The organism is Avrilella dinanensis (assembly GCF_002807015.1).
GTDB classification, from domain to species: domain Bacteria; phylum Bacteroidota; class Bacteroidia; order Flavobacteriales; family Flavobacteriaceae; genus Flavobacterium; species Flavobacterium dinanensis.
Genome location: NZ_NIPO01000001.1, coordinates 1 through 14,542, shown reverse-complemented (window position 1 = coordinate 14,542; position 14,542 = coordinate 1). Strand labels below are relative to the sequence as shown.

Here is a 14,542-nt window from a genome sequence, read left to right as displayed (position 1 = left end):
AATTTCAGCTTTTTATGGTCAATATTCGATTTAACATAAAAAAGTTATTAACAAAGAATAATGTTAAATTGTGCAAAACAAAAGACTTTAAAAAATGCTCAGGTAGGGAATGGGAGTTAAAAAATTTGTAATTTTACTGCAAGATTTAGTAAAAAAATGATTTGTTGTTTTTATAAAATATGACAATTATCTGTTTTTATAAAATATGACAATTATCATGTTTTGAAAAACAACGAAAAAAAAATATACATCTTTAATTAAAAAGAAAAAAATATAGTAAGATGTGATAATTCTAAAGAGAGCAAACATTAAAATTTATAGATATGAAAAAAATTACTATTATGGCTGCCCTTTTGGGTTCAGTTTACTTTGCAAATGCACAGGTAGGGATTGGCATTTCTACACCGGCAACTTCAGCACAATTAGACATTGTGGCAGAGAATAAAGGTATTTTAATACCACGAGTTGAACTTACTGACGTGAATACTTTTGCTCCGATAACAGGCACACAGGAAGAAAGTTTATTGGTGTATAATACGATAGACCGTAACGATGTAACGTCGGGTTATTATTATTGGGCAGATAACCAATGGAACCGCGTGATTAACCAAGCTGATTTGGACGATGTTTCCGGCTACAAAGAAGGAGATGTCATCTATAAGGAAGTAAGCGGCGACTGGGTTTTCCAATACTATGATGAAAATGGCGACTGGCAAACCATTGATTTTTCAGATTTGGTTGCAGCCAACGAAACCAAAACATTTTTTAAGAAAGTAAACGAAACGGGGACTGATAACGCTCAGTATCTATATTTCTCTGAAGAAGCAATTCAAAACTGGCTGGCAGCAGATCCGGCAAATACAGTTGCAAATATTCCCGATTCAGCAGCCTCAACAACTATTGATGCGGTGGGCGATGTGGTTAATAATTTTGAGAGTATCTTAAATCAAACCACAGAGTATGACGGCGATACTATTACTATTGAACAAATAATTCAGGAAATCGCTTCTCAGGTTGAAGGAAATGTAATTTACAAAAACATCGCAGCAGCGGGAGATCCTGCTGAGTGGGTATTCCAATATTGGAACGGAACACAATACTTAACCATTCCATTAAACGACTTGGTAGCAGAGGCAGAGTCCAAAACTACAATTGTAGAATATAACGGGAACCAATACTATTTGTCTGAAACATATATTGCAGGTGGAGGAGAAACGGATACTGATGAGTGGACAGCTGTTCCTGCCGGTGCAATTTTAATTGATGTAGTAGCTGGTGTTGTAAACAACTTTGAAACAATTTTACAAGAAGAAACTACGATTTTAGTTGATGGTTCTACTACAGATTATTATACTGTTGAGGAATATATTGAGTACATATCTCAAAACGCTATGCAGAGTGGCGTTACCAAAATCGTTTTAGACGGAAGCGGACAGGCTTCTTTCGAGATGTGGAATGCAACTACAGAAGCATGGGACACTGTTGAAAATACAGCTTTTCAGACGGTTGTAAGAGCTAATGAAACGAGAACTACTATTGCAAGAAGTGCAGATAATGCAGCTTATGCACCAGTAACGACAGACCCAAGTGCAAGTGATATTGTAGCTTATGAATACAATGCAGAGAACAGTGTGAAAAATTATATCAACGTAACAGCAGATATGATTTGGTCTATTACAAACAATACAGATGTCCAAAACGCAATCACTAATATCCTGAATGCCGGCGGAAATGTATATTATGGAGACCACGACGATGATGCAAATACACCAGATGTTCTGTACACGATTGATACCAACGGAGATAAAACTCCGATTGATATTTCAGAAGTTGTAACAAATGCTATCACTAACGCGTCGACAACCCAAATACAGGAAATCAAAAATGCATTAGGGGATAACTTCAATACTACCAATATTGTAAACACAGGTGACACCTGGATTGACGGAAACCCGATTTACAGAGGTGTATTTGACGCAACCATTACAGGAGGTACAGCAAACCTTGACGCACCATTTTCTATTGCTCCAACAAGCGGAACAGTAGGGCAAATAGTCAGTATCAAGATTTTAGATGTGAATAATGCCATTATTACTACAGCTACTACCGATGTGTCAGTAGCAGCAGGAGCGTTGAATTTCAAAATCGGTACAGGAAGTATGTATCAGGTATTAAGTGCAACTGATTTGGCTATCAAAGTAATTGTTGAATACTCAGTAGAAGAATAATTAATTATAAACAACCAACCTGCAAGACCAATGAGGTTTTGCAGGTTCTATTAAAAATCAGAGTTATGAACAAAAAATATTTTTTATTAGCAGCAGTTTTATTTAGCGCAGTAGTTTCTGCACAAGTAAAAATAGGCGGAACCGACGGTACGCCAAACGCTAACGCTATGTTGGAAGTGGAAGCAACCGACAAGGGAGTTTTGTTACCGCGTGTTGAGCTAACTACTTTAACCGACGAAGCCCCACTAGAGGCTCATGTTCAAGGAATGGTTGTTTATAATACTACCGTTAACCCAGCGGAAAATCTTGATCTCGGATTGTATCAAAATGATGGTACACAATGGAGACGATTGATAACAAGTGGTGATGAATCTTTAGGTGGTGTAAAATTCTTTTACATGCCGTCTATTATGATTAATACTTCTAGTAATGGAACAGGGTTAAAACGAAACCTACATGCAGAATACATTTCACAATTTACCAATAAAGAGTTTATTCCTGACACGACAACTGGTGGAGAGGTTGGAACCGATGCTCGCCCAACTTTTGTAAAAAGTACCGACGCTCCAGACGAAGTGCCAAATACACCAGCAGCTACTGACTTATGGTACTATGTAACCGACTACGACGATACTGCTTTGGATAATTTAAGTATAGACGAAAACGGTATTTTAACCTACGATGTTATTGGATCAGGAACCGATTATTCTTTTGTGAACATTGTTTTCGTAGTGAAATAGTTGTTGAACTTTTAAACTTAGAAAATGATGAAAAATAAATATATATTAAAAAGCTTGTTACTATTGTCGTTTTTGGCATTAGGAACAAATGCGATCGGACAAACCACGAAGAAAAGAGCGGATGTAGCATTAGGAGAAAGAAGAAATCATATTGCTTTAGGTATCAAAGGTAGTTGGGGCAATAGATCAGACATGAATGCTGACAACGCAAGAGATACAGACGAAAGTACTTTTGCTCGTGTAAGAGGAAATTCAGGATTAGCATTGGGAGTAGGAGGTCTTGATGAAAGACTTCGATTGGATCATACCGCTACCATTCCTGCCGGGACAAAATACTATTCAAAAGTGGGTCTCGATGGAGGTAATGAGCTTTTAGGAGCTTTATTGGGAGGTAGTTTAGGGAATGTATTAAGTGACGTCCTTAGTCTTGTGTTATTAGGTAATGCAGATGCAGATTTTAGTCTTCAAAATGGAACAACTACAGTTCTTAGTGGAAATATTTACAGCAGTGATTTTGCAGGTCGTTCAGATATGTTTATCGGGCTTTCAGGAGCTAATGAATATTATATGGTAATGACTCCGGATCAAGACTATAATCGTTTCCAGCTTCAGGTCGAAGTAGGGGGAACATTGTTAGGGTTAGGTAACAATGCACAGGTAAATATTTATGATGCTTTTTATTATGAAAATTTGAATACTTGTGATGTTCCAATACTTACTTCATATACAGCTACAGGGGGGCTATTGAGTTTAGTAAACAGTGCTCCTGTTACTGATTCTCATTATGCGATTGATAATGACCTTGATACCTATTCAACGATCGGAATAACGTCTTTACTAAATGTTACAACTGCTAGTACAGTAGAACAGTTTTTTTATCTACCAACCGAGGTTGATGATAAATCTGTAAGAATCACTATGCAATTACCGGCAAGTTTATTAAACCTTGCTGTTGCACAACAGTCGTCGGTTGTGTTTTATAATGATGGGGCAGAAGTTGCTACAGTAAATATAGACGAAGAGGTACTTGGACTTGATGTTTTAGGGCTAATCAATTCAGATGATGTAGCTTTTAGTTTTGCCGCAGCACCAAAAGATCCTATTACTGGAGATATCATTCCGTTTGATAAGGTAGGTATTCGTATCAATATACCAGTAGGACTTGATTTGTTAGGAGGTAGCAATATTCGAGTGTATGATTTCACTTTAATCAACGACGAACCTATCACACAAAAAGTTTGCACCAAAGAGTTTATCAGAACAGTAGGAGGTGTTGATATTCGCGAAACAAAATTCAATATTACAGATATCATTCCTAATTACAATGCTGTTAACACTTATACGATTAGCGATGCAAACGGTAATGCTGTAGATTTATCTATTGAGGGTAATGAATGGCAACCATTAGGTTCTTATGTAATTAGAGGAATTACAGGTTCTGACGAATATTGTCCAGACGAAAATGTTAGTATTATGGCAATTCAAGATACACAATATCGTATCAATGGTAAAATTGCAATCAGTATGCCATTGGATGCCAACGATGATGAAACGCCAGATGCACAACATACATTCAATTTAGCTGATTATAATGTCATTGATAGAGAAGATGAAAATGCAGATGTAACTGCAGATTATAATACAATACAAATTTTTGCCGAAGACAACCCTACAGTTGATTTGATGGGACAAACTATCGAATATGACCAAATAGGTAGTTATAACTATTATGTCAAAACAACAAATATAGCTAACCCTGATTGTGATTTAGTACGTCGAGTTACGGTATATGTATATGACAAAGCAGAATGTGAATACCGTTTCGAACAATTAATGGCAGACCAAGAAAGTGCAAGTACTGTTAGTTTATTAGGAATTCCACTAGGAGGAACTTCGGAAAGTGCTCGTGCAATTGACGGGGATTTATCCACACACGGCTCGGTATTCAATGTGGTGTCATTACTAGGTATTGGTACTACATCACAAAAATTAATGTTTACAGAAGGAGGAGGCAACAAAGTGATTGAGGCTGGCACACCTGTAACAGTGAAAATCGGCCAAGACTATAGTTTACTTCAGGTAATCGGAGGATTAACTATTCAGGCAGTAAATACAAATGGAGATGCTGTAGGATCTTTATTAAGTGTTGATGAAATTGATCTAGCCAATGTATTAGTAGGAGACAATATTTTTGAGTTTACTTTTATTCCGGAAATTGACGGTGTTCCAATTGATTATAGTGGCGTTCAGGTAAACCTTGGTTCTGTCTTAGGGTTAGGGAATACCATGAGGGTATATGGAGCCTTTATCGACGAACGTACTCCTGTTGCTGATGCCACTTGTAACCCTAATATTACTGTAGATGGAGCAGAAATACCTGGAAATCTTGATGCGACCTTATTATTAAATACTTCAACAAGAGATGTTTTGTGGGGAACTCAAGATATTGGTTTAGGAGTAGCTACTTTGTTAAGCTCTACTCTATACGGTTATCAGGCTGCAGATGCAATCAATGACCCTGGAAATCCGCTGCATGGCACACCTGATTTTGATACCTATGCTGAATTCAATGCAGCAGCAGGAGTACTTAATCAAATGTCTTTAACTGTTAAGTTTAAGGAAATTGCCCGACCGGGAGATAAAGTTCGTTTTGTTTTTGGTCGAGAAGGCGGCTCTATATTAGATGCAAATGTATTAGGTAATGCACTAACAATTCAAAGATATATGGGGACAATCGCTATCGGCGAACCTGTAGTTGTTGATGCTAATGCTTTGATTCAGTTAGACCTATTAGGGCTAATCAACCCTCAGGCTACAGGAAAATATGCTTATATGTTAGAAGGAATTGGGGCACCGTTCGATCGAGTTGAAGTCAGATCAGGAAACATTGCTACTTTAGAATTACTATCAACTAGTTTAAGAATTTATGATGTCTCTCTATTGCCATATTTTGCTTTCGATTCGGATGATGAGACCACTACATTGTGTACATCAGCACCTTTTGAGATAGAAAAAATGGATCCTTGTACCAGCTACGAGATTTCTTATGCCTATCCGACGCTTGATGTTGATGGTAATATTACAGCATGGAATGATATTGTTGGTTCAGAAGTTGTTATCGCTAACGAAACTGAAGACAGGGTTCAGTACCGTTTACAAATGAAAGAACTATTGAGAGAGTACAACGAAGCAGGAACACTTTATATGAAAGTAATTACTACTCGTCAAGAATGCCTGTATGGTGATGCACAATATCTAAAGGTTAAAATTGCTGCTTGTGGGGCAATTGTCAACCCTATGATACGAACCAGATTAAATACTAATTAATCCTAAACTTTAAAGTCATGAAAAAAAGAACTATAAATAAAATTGGTTTGCTGACAGTAACTTTAATGTTAGGAGGTGCTGCTTTCGCCCAAACCACCGAAACAATAACCATCAATAAAGGCGAATTGTACATTCTGCCAAACAGTTTGGTTTCCACTCATTTTGACTTTGTCAATACAGCCGATGGTGTGTTGATAAATGATGGAACGTTGGAGGTTAATCAGGATTATGAAAACCTTGGTATGGTGGGTTTTACACCCGGCAGATCATCTGGGCTAACCATTTTCAAAGGCGTAAACCATTTGGCAGCAGGCGATTCACCGTCATTATTTCAAAACATTGAGTTTAATACTACCAGCACGGCTAATGCGGTAAGACTTCAGAACGATTTTGTTATCAGAGGAAATTCCTATTTCAAACACGGTATCGTAGCTATTGACTCGCTAAGTGGCGGGGCGATGCTTTTTGGAGATCAAGCTATGGCATTGGAAGCTTCCGACGACAGTTTTGTTATCGGTAGTGTGGAAAAAGAAGGACGTAATCAGTTTACTTTTCCTATTGGTAAAGACGATTATTATCGACCGCTTGGCATAGCACAGTCAGCCGCTACGCAAAATTATTTTGTATCTAGATACAAGCTGGAAAACCCAACCGTGAGATTTCCACAGGAAAACAAAATGGGCGTGTTGCGGGTAATCGACAATCAGGAGTATTGGGAATTGAGTAATACGGGCGGACAAGAAACGGTTATCGTTACTTTGTCATGGCACGACGAAACTACTCCGGCAGAACTTTTGAGAGAAACGGAAAACTTGCGGGTAGTTCGTTGGGATTCCGATAAAAACCTTTGGGTAGATGAAGGCGGAATCGTTGATAACGGTAACCAAACCGTAACGACTTCTGTACCTGCCGAAGGTTATGGTGTTTTTACCTTAGGATTAGCGAAACCAAATGTAATCCTGCCCGACGATGTAGTGGTGTACAACTATGTTTCATCAAACGGTAATGACAAAAATGATTATTTACTGATCGACAATATTGATCGATATCCGAATAATCAGCTGGAGGTTTTTAACCGCTATGGGGTAAAGGTGTATGAAACTACCAATTATGGAAGCAATGGCAATGTCTTCAAAGGCTATTCTGAAGGCAGAGCAACAGTTTCCGGAAGCAACAAGTTGCCATCAGGTACATATTACTACATTCTGGTATATGAAAAAACCGATAACGACGGTGTTTCTCAGAGAATTAAGAAGGTAGGTTATATTCACTTAGAAAACGATTAGACTATGATTTTAAAAGCGATAAAAAAAGTAACTCTGTGTGTGTTTATGATGAGCTCCGGTTATATGATGGCTCAGCAAGAACCGCAGTTTACACAGTATATGTACAACCCAATAAGTGTGAATCCGGCGTATGCCGGGGCAAGAGATGCGTTGTCTGTTTTCGGACATTACCGCACCCAATGGGTTGGTGTGGAAGGTGCTCCGCAAACTATCAATTTCTCGGCACACACGCCTTTGTATAATTCGAGAATAGGGTTGGGGGTTTCATTTCAGAATGATGCTTTGGGTGCTATGGACGAAAATACGCTCGCAGTAGATTTCTCCTACACCATTGATGTTTCCCGCGATTTCCGGTTGGCATTCGGATTGAAAGGGTCAGCCAATTTACTGAATGTAGATTATAATAAGCTAATTATTGCCGACCCGACAGAAGTTGGCGACAATATCGAAAATAAGTTTACGCCCAATGTCGGAGCCGGGTTGTTTTTGTATTCCGACAAAACCTATGTGGGCGTTTCTGCACCTTTGTTGCTGAGTTCAACCAGATATGATGATAATATCAAATCTACCATGAGCCAGAAAGCACATATTTATGCCACAGCGGGGCATGTTTTTGATATTTCGAGAGAAGTCAAGTTTAAGCCGGCAGTGATTGCCAAAATTATTTCCGGTGCACCTTTGCAGCTCGATGCAACAGCCAATTTTCTGCTGTACGACAAGCTCACTATCGGAGTGGCATACAGATGGGACGCGGCATTCAGCGGTTTAGTAGGCTTCCAGTTGACGGATCAGGTTTTTATCGGTTATTCTTACGATGCTGATACCAAACCTTTGGCTAATTACAGCTCAGGCTCGCATGAGTTTTTGGTAAGATTTGAATTGTTTAACAGACACAACCGAGTTGTTTCACCAAGATTCTTTTAGATTATGAACAAAAAAATACTTGTAATACTCATGTCTGCCTTTTGCTTTACGGCTTTTGGGCAGGAAATGAAAGAAAAGAAAGCGGATACCAAATATGAAAACTCCGCTTACATCGATGCGATAAGTATATATACCAAACTCGCAGACAAAGGATATGCTTCCGAAGAGCTGCTGACCAAATTAGGTAACGCTCATTATTTTACCGCCAACTACGAAGAATCGGCAAAATGGTATGGGCAACTGTTTGAAATGGCAGAGGAAGAAGTGGATACTGAAATTTATTTCAGATATGCCCAATCGCTCAAATCCATTGGCGAATATGATAAGGCAGACAAATACCTGAAAAAATTCCATGAATTAAAAAAGGAAGACAGCCGGGGAAAGATGTTCAATGAAAATCAGTCTTACCTGAATGAAATTGAAGAATTACCTCAACGTTTTTTTTATCAATTGGCAGATTTTAACACAAGCTACTCGGATTTTGGAGTAGCTTTTTACAACCAAAACGTTGTGTTTAGTTCTGCCAAGCCGGTAAGAGGACCTTTTAAAGATGAAAATACCTGGGACGGACAACCTTTTTTTAATTTGTTTATGGTCGATGAAAACGGCAAAACCAATTATTTTGAATTGACAAGAAGTCGTTATCATACGTCCAATGCGATATTCACTAAAGATGGTCGGTTTGCCTATTTCACACAAAGTTTTAAGGTAAAAGCTGAAGAGCGTGATGGAGTGGTTTACAAAGACCAAACAATCCTGAAGATTTTCAGAGCCGAAAATGTTGAAGGGAAATGGACTAATGTAGAAGAGTTGCCATTCAACAGCAACGAATATAGCTGTACGCACCCGACAATGAGTCCTGACGAACGTGAATTATATTTTTCCTCCAATATGCCCGGAACCATTGGTCAGTCAGATATATACAAAGTTGCCATTATGGCAAATCATGCCAGTTACGGTCAGCCGGTAAATCTGGGAAAGCCGGTTAATACCGAAGGCAGGGAAAGTTTTCCGTTTGTATCGGCAGATAACCGCTTGTATTTTTCATCAGACGGTCATTTAGGTTTGGGCGGACTGGATTTTTTTCAGTTGGATTTGTCAGACGAACAAGCAAAAGTTGAAAATCTCGGAAAAGGAATTAATTCGCCTTACGATGATTTCAGCATTTATATCAACAACGATTTAAAAACAGGTTTCTTCAGTTCCAATCGACCAGATGGAACAGGACGAGATGATATTTATGAAATAACCGATATTATTTCAGATGAAGAACCATATTATCAGATTTTTGAAGGATTGGTGAAGGATGAAGAAAGTTTGGAGCATATTCCGAATGCTAAAATATCCATATTCAATGATAATTTTGATCTACTTACATCAGGTAATACTTCGTTTGACGGTTCGTTTAGCAATTTAAACATAGAAGGAGTTAATCCGGGTGATATTGTATTTATCAGAGCTGAACACGACGATTATAACACCGAAGAAGAATCTGTGATTTTACCGGAAGAATCTGGAGTGCAATATCGAACAATATTTATGGAGAAAAAAGTAGTAGAGGTTAAAGAAGGAGATGATTTAGCGAAAATATTTGAAATTGAAAATGTCATTTATTTTGATTTTGACAAATCTGAAATCAATACAAAAGCTGAGGTAGAACTGGCTAAAGTATTAGAAGTATTGAATCTTTATCCGACAATGAAAATAGATGTGCGTTCACATACCGACAGCAGAGGTACACATCAATATAACCAAAACTTGTCTGACCACAGGGCCAAAGCTACTATTGATTGGCTGGTAGCACATGGCGTTGAAAGAGATAGACTTACAGGCAAAGGTTATGGGGAAACCAGCTTGATTAATAACTGTACCGATGAGGTGGAGTGTACGGAAGAGCAACATCAGGAAAACAGAAGAAGTGAATTTATTATTACAGAATTGTAATAGCATATGAATAATTTTAAAAAGGCGGGAAGGGTTTTGAAAAAGACTCCTCCCGTTTTACTTAAAAAACGAATACTAAAATCTATTCAGCAAATTAATAAATCAACAGATAAGCGAATTGGTTGATTGGCAAATATGCGAATTAGCGAATATGCAAATTAGCAAATATGCGAATATGCAAATTAGCGAATAAACTAAATACTACTTCTCTAATTCCATCAATAATTTCTGGTCTTTATACAGCAGTAATTTATTACCTGACAATTCATACCGGCTAATTTGATTTAACGCATCTATAAAAAGCTTTTCGCCTTTGTTTTCGCAGTAAATTTCGGTGCTGATAACATTGGAAAAACGCATTTCATTAGCATGAATCAAAACTTTTCCCTGAATGACATTACAAGCAGTATGCCCGTTGAATTCCAAAGAGTTAATATTGATTTGTATAAAAGGTTTTCTGTACGGAAACAATTCCGCAACGGTCGGTTTAGTGTTGTATAACTTGCTTAATGTCCATTTGCCGTTGAGTGCGATTCTGAAAAAACGCAATTCTGCCGACTCACTTTTTAATGTCAGATAATTTCCGTCAATTGAATAACTTTCGGCTGATAAAACCGCTTGTTTAAAGCTTTCGTCAGCTACATTGTCACAATTCATAAAAGTACTTACCCATTGTTCTGCATCAAACTGAATAGTACCGCTTTTTCGCACTTTTACGGCAGTACGGATTTGGTTACAACCGTCATAACCATAAATCATGATTTTGTTTCCTCTTTCTTCAAAAGACAAAACCGGCAATCCTTCCGGATAAGATTTTCCCGGATTTTTTATATTGGTTTGTTCCACAAGCTCCCATCTGCCAATGATTTCGTCAGGTTGGGTGTTACTCTTATTGCTTGATTGGTTGTTTCCTGATTTACAGGCCGTCAGAGATAATGCAATAATAGGAATCCAGAAAAAAATCTTCATTTTTTTTAATTATTCGTTGTGTAGAAATGCTTGTCTTTCCAATAAAATTTCCTCAGATTCCACCCGATCTTCGTCCGGAACACAGCAATCGACCGGGCAAACCGCAGCACACTGTGGCTCTTCGTGAAAACCTTTACATTCGGTACATTTGCTTGGAACAATAAAATAAATATCGTCAGAGATAGGTTCCTGAGCTTCCTCAGCGTCCACTTCGGTGCCGTCAGGTAAAGTCACTTTGCCTCTGAGGGCAGTACCGTCTTTGTATCGCCAATCGTCGGCACCCTCATAAATCGCCGTATTTGGGCATTCCGGTTCGCAAGCCCCGCAGTTGATACAATCGTCTGTTATAATGATAGCCATAGCGGTTTTTTTTAAATTAATTAATTAACTTTACCACAAATTTACGGCAATAAGTATTCTCAACCAAACAACTATGTTAGCAGAAACAAAAATAAATGCATTCGTCACACTCGGCAAATTTTTAAGACAGTTTCAAAACACAGATTTTGAGCAAAATAATGCAGATTTTAATGATATTTTCTTCGATGATTTTGTTCAAATTTTAAATGATTCTAAATATCACAATGGTTGGTTTACTTTAGAGCAGGTTACACACGCCTGTAAGAGTTGGGCAGATGCTTTGCAGGAAGAAAATATCCGGCGATGGATTTCGGCTTATGATTTGAGCCGTGAACCGTTGAAAAAAGTAGGGTTGATTTTGGCAGGAAATATTCCGATGGTTGGCTTTCACGATGTGTTATCGGTGCTGATGTCGGGCAATATTGCTTTGATAAAATTATCGTCAAACGACCAGAAAATGATTCCTTTTTTGCTGGAATACCTGAAAAAAATTGAACCTGAATTTGCGGATAGAATCGAGATTACAAAAGAACAGTTTACCGATTTCGATGCCGTTATTGCCACCGGAAGCAACAATACCGCAAGATATTTCGATTATTATTTCGGAAAATATCCCAATATCATCAGACAAAACCGAAATTCGGTTGCGGTTTTAACCGGAAAAGAATCAGCGGAGGAATTAACACAATTGGGCGAAGATATTTTCAGATATTATGGATTGGGCTGCCGTAATGTGTCCAAATTGCTCGTGCCGAAAGACTATGATTTCAAAGATTTTTTTGAAGCGGTTTTTACCTATGCAGATTTGATTAATTACGAGAAATACGCCAATAATTACGATTACAACAAAGCCGTTTTTCTGATGAGCGAATACAAGATTTTAGATAACGGTTTTCTGACGCTGCGGGAAAGTGAAGCGATGGTTTCGCCGATTTCTACAATTTTTTATGAGCGATATGAAAAAGAAAAAGAAATTTTTACTACCTTGGAAGCTCGAAAAAATCAAATCCAATGTGTAGTTTCATCTGGGTGGATTGATGGGAGTATTCCGTTCGGAACAACCCAGTCTCCACAGCTTTGGGACTATGCAGACGGAGTGGATACAATGAATTTTTTAACCAAATTATAAATAAATTGTTATGAATGAATTAATGCAAATGGTGGAGCAATTCACTAAACAGAACCTGAACCAAACCAGTGAATCTAAAGTAGCTGAAGTGGCAAAAGAAACCGGAAACTCATTAGTGGAAGGATTCAAAAGCGGTAACCTGACCGATTTACTAAACCTTGGGGAAAATACCAATGTGAATGCTTTGGCTTCCAACCCGATGATTGGTAGTATTATTGAAAATCTGAGTGGTAACCTGACCAAAAAAGTTGGTTTGGACAGTACAACGTCTAACCAATTTGCCGGTTCAGTTATTCCGCAGTTAATCAGCGCTGTTATCGCGGGAGTGAAAGATGGAAAATTTGAACTTTCGGATTTGATGAGCATGGCAGGTGCTGCCGGACTTGACCAGAACGGCGACGGAAAACTGGATTTAAAAGATGCTATGGCAGCTGTAACCAATGGAAAATTAGGCGATATGCTTGGCGGATTTTTTAAAAAATAAACTGTCTTTAGAGCCTGTTTAAATTTGTATTGTAAAAATGTTTATAGGTTATTTTTGAGGCAGAACAAGGCAAATTTTCAAAGGATAGCAGAGCTATCGTTTTAAAATTTAACGCGGTTATGACCAAAAAGAAGCATAAACAAATTATTAGATAAATTTTAAACAGGCTCTAACACAAAATTGATTACCTTTGTCGGGATTTTTAAGATTTGTTAAATTTATACTATTATGACAGATACAGCAACTTTCGATGTGTTTATCGAAATACCTGCAGGAAGCAGAAATAAATACGAGTTCGATTTTGATTTGAAAATGATGCGTTTTGACCGTTTGTTATTCTCATCAATGAAATACCCAGCTGATTACGGTTTCATTCCTGAAACTTTGGCGTTGGACAACGACCCTTTAGACGTTTTGCTTTTGGCAACTGAGCCAACTATTCCTGGATTATTGGTGGAAGTAAAACCTATCGGTGTATTTTATATGTCGGACGATAAAGGAAACGACGAAAAAATTATCTGTGTGCCTATGGGCGACCCGTTAATGCGGGAATTAAACGATTTGAGCGACATCAACAAACACCTTATCAAAGAAATCGAGCATTTCTTTAAAGTGTATAAGGATTTGGAAAACAAAAAAGTAGAAACCAACGGTTTTGGAGACAAAGCGGCAGCCATCGCAATGATTAAAGAATGTCAGGAACGTTTTGCTCAATTACCGGAAGATAAACAGAAATCTTTTAGTATCAGATAAATTTAAACCGCCAATAGGCGGTTTTTTAATTATTGATAAAAGATGTATTCATAAAAATCGTTTTACTTTCGCTTATTGTTTGTCCGGCAGTTTCGTGTATATGTCCAAACAAATGATAGCTTGGTTTTAATTTGTTTACGAACTTTTTCAAAATAGTACAACCAAAACCATTGTCTAAAATATCTTTTGGAGGTGCGTGCGTCAGCAAAAAATCAGTTTTTTCAGGAAGTTTTATCTTAGGATAGTAATGCAATGCCATTCTTGCAGGAACCGATAGAAAATTAATTCCTGCCAAACAAATGCTTCTATTTTCTAAAAAATGGTAATGTACTGAAAAATAGTTGGTGGATTTTATCAAAATAGTTGTTATATTCCGCCAGTTAATCTGAAGAGGAAGT

At 37.8% G+C, this 14,542-nt stretch carries 12 protein-coding genes; 9 read left to right on the top strand and 3 right to left on the bottom strand.

The features are described 5' to 3' along the window. Nucleotides 1–323 precede the first annotated feature (323 nt). From CDL10_RS00060 to CDL10_RS00035, 6 genes are all read left to right on the top strand, one after another. On the top strand, nt 324–2,228 hold the full coding sequence (locus CDL10_RS00060) for a hypothetical protein (protein ID WP_100676630.1): 1,905 nt from the start codon (nt 324–326) through the stop codon (nt 2,226–2,228). A gap of 65 nt (nt 2,229–2,293) precedes the next feature. Beyond that, the gene (locus CDL10_RS00055; RefSeq protein WP_100676629.1) at nt 2,294–2,968 is read left to right on the top strand and encodes a hypothetical protein; all 675 of its coding nucleotides are present in this window, start codon (nt 2,294–2,296) and stop codon (nt 2,966–2,968) included. Between the two features lie 24 nt (nt 2,969–2,992). Continuing rightward, nucleotides 2,993–6,295 (top strand): hypothetical protein, encoded by a 3,303-nt coding sequence (locus CDL10_RS00050; RefSeq protein WP_133119426.1) that lies wholly within the window; start codon nt 2,993–2,995, stop codon nt 6,293–6,295. A 17-nt stretch (nt 6,296–6,312) separates the two neighbouring features. Further along, nucleotides 6,313–7,581, top strand: coding sequence for a gliding motility-associated C-terminal domain-containing protein (locus CDL10_RS00045; protein ID WP_100676627.1), 1,269 nt, complete (start codon nt 6,313–6,315; stop codon nt 7,579–7,581). Between the two features lie 3 nt (nt 7,582–7,584). Then, a complete protein-coding gene (locus tag CDL10_RS00040) occupies nt 7,585–8,505 on the top strand; it encodes a PorP/SprF family type IX secretion system membrane protein (protein WP_100676626.1) in 921 nt (306 codons plus the stop codon). 3 nt (nt 8,506–8,508) lie between these two features. After that, on the top strand, nt 8,509–10,449 hold the full coding sequence (locus CDL10_RS00035; RefSeq protein WP_100676625.1) for an OmpA family protein: 1,941 nt from the start codon (nt 8,509–8,511) through the stop codon (nt 10,447–10,449). Nucleotides 10,450–10,650: 201 nt separating this feature from the next. On the opposite strand, the gene CDL10_RS00030 is transcribed toward CDL10_RS00035, so the two are convergent. Both CDL10_RS00030 and CDL10_RS00025 read right to left on the bottom strand, forming a co-directional pair. Then, on the bottom strand, nt 10,651–11,418 hold the full coding sequence (locus tag CDL10_RS00030) for an META domain-containing protein (protein ID WP_100676624.1): 768 nt from the start codon (nt 11,416–11,418) through the stop codon (nt 10,651–10,653). Nucleotides 11,419–11,427: 9 nt separating this feature from the next. Further along, the gene (locus tag CDL10_RS00025; protein ID WP_100676623.1) at nt 11,428–11,778 is read right to left on the bottom strand and encodes a 4Fe-4S dicluster domain-containing protein; all 351 of its coding nucleotides are present in this window, start codon (nt 11,776–11,778) and stop codon (nt 11,428–11,430) included. Nucleotides 11,779–11,851: 73 nt separating this feature from the next. Here CDL10_RS00025 and CDL10_RS00020 point away from each other — a divergent pair, with 73 nt between their 5' ends. The 3 genes from CDL10_RS00020 (at nt 11,852) to CDL10_RS00010 (ending at nt 14,144) form a co-directional block, all read left to right on the top strand. Then, nucleotides 11,852–12,907, top strand: coding sequence for an acyl-CoA reductase (locus CDL10_RS00020; RefSeq protein ID WP_100676622.1), 1,056 nt, complete (start codon nt 11,852–11,854; stop codon nt 12,905–12,907). A gap of 10 nt (nt 12,908–12,917) precedes the next feature. Continuing rightward, on the top strand, nt 12,918–13,391 hold the full coding sequence (locus CDL10_RS00015) for a hypothetical protein (RefSeq protein WP_100676621.1): 474 nt from the start codon (nt 12,918–12,920) through the stop codon (nt 13,389–13,391). Between the two features lie 228 nt (nt 13,392–13,619). Next, entirely contained in the window at nt 13,620–14,144 is a 525-nt protein-coding gene (locus CDL10_RS00010; protein WP_100676620.1) for an inorganic diphosphatase, read from the top strand. Between the two features lie 25 nt (nt 14,145–14,169). Here CDL10_RS00010 and CDL10_RS11380 read toward each other — a convergent pair. Then, nucleotides 14,170–14,542, bottom strand: a 373-nt coding sequence (locus CDL10_RS11380; RefSeq protein WP_243389264.1) for a metallophosphoesterase, incomplete at its 5' end; no start/stop codon positions are given.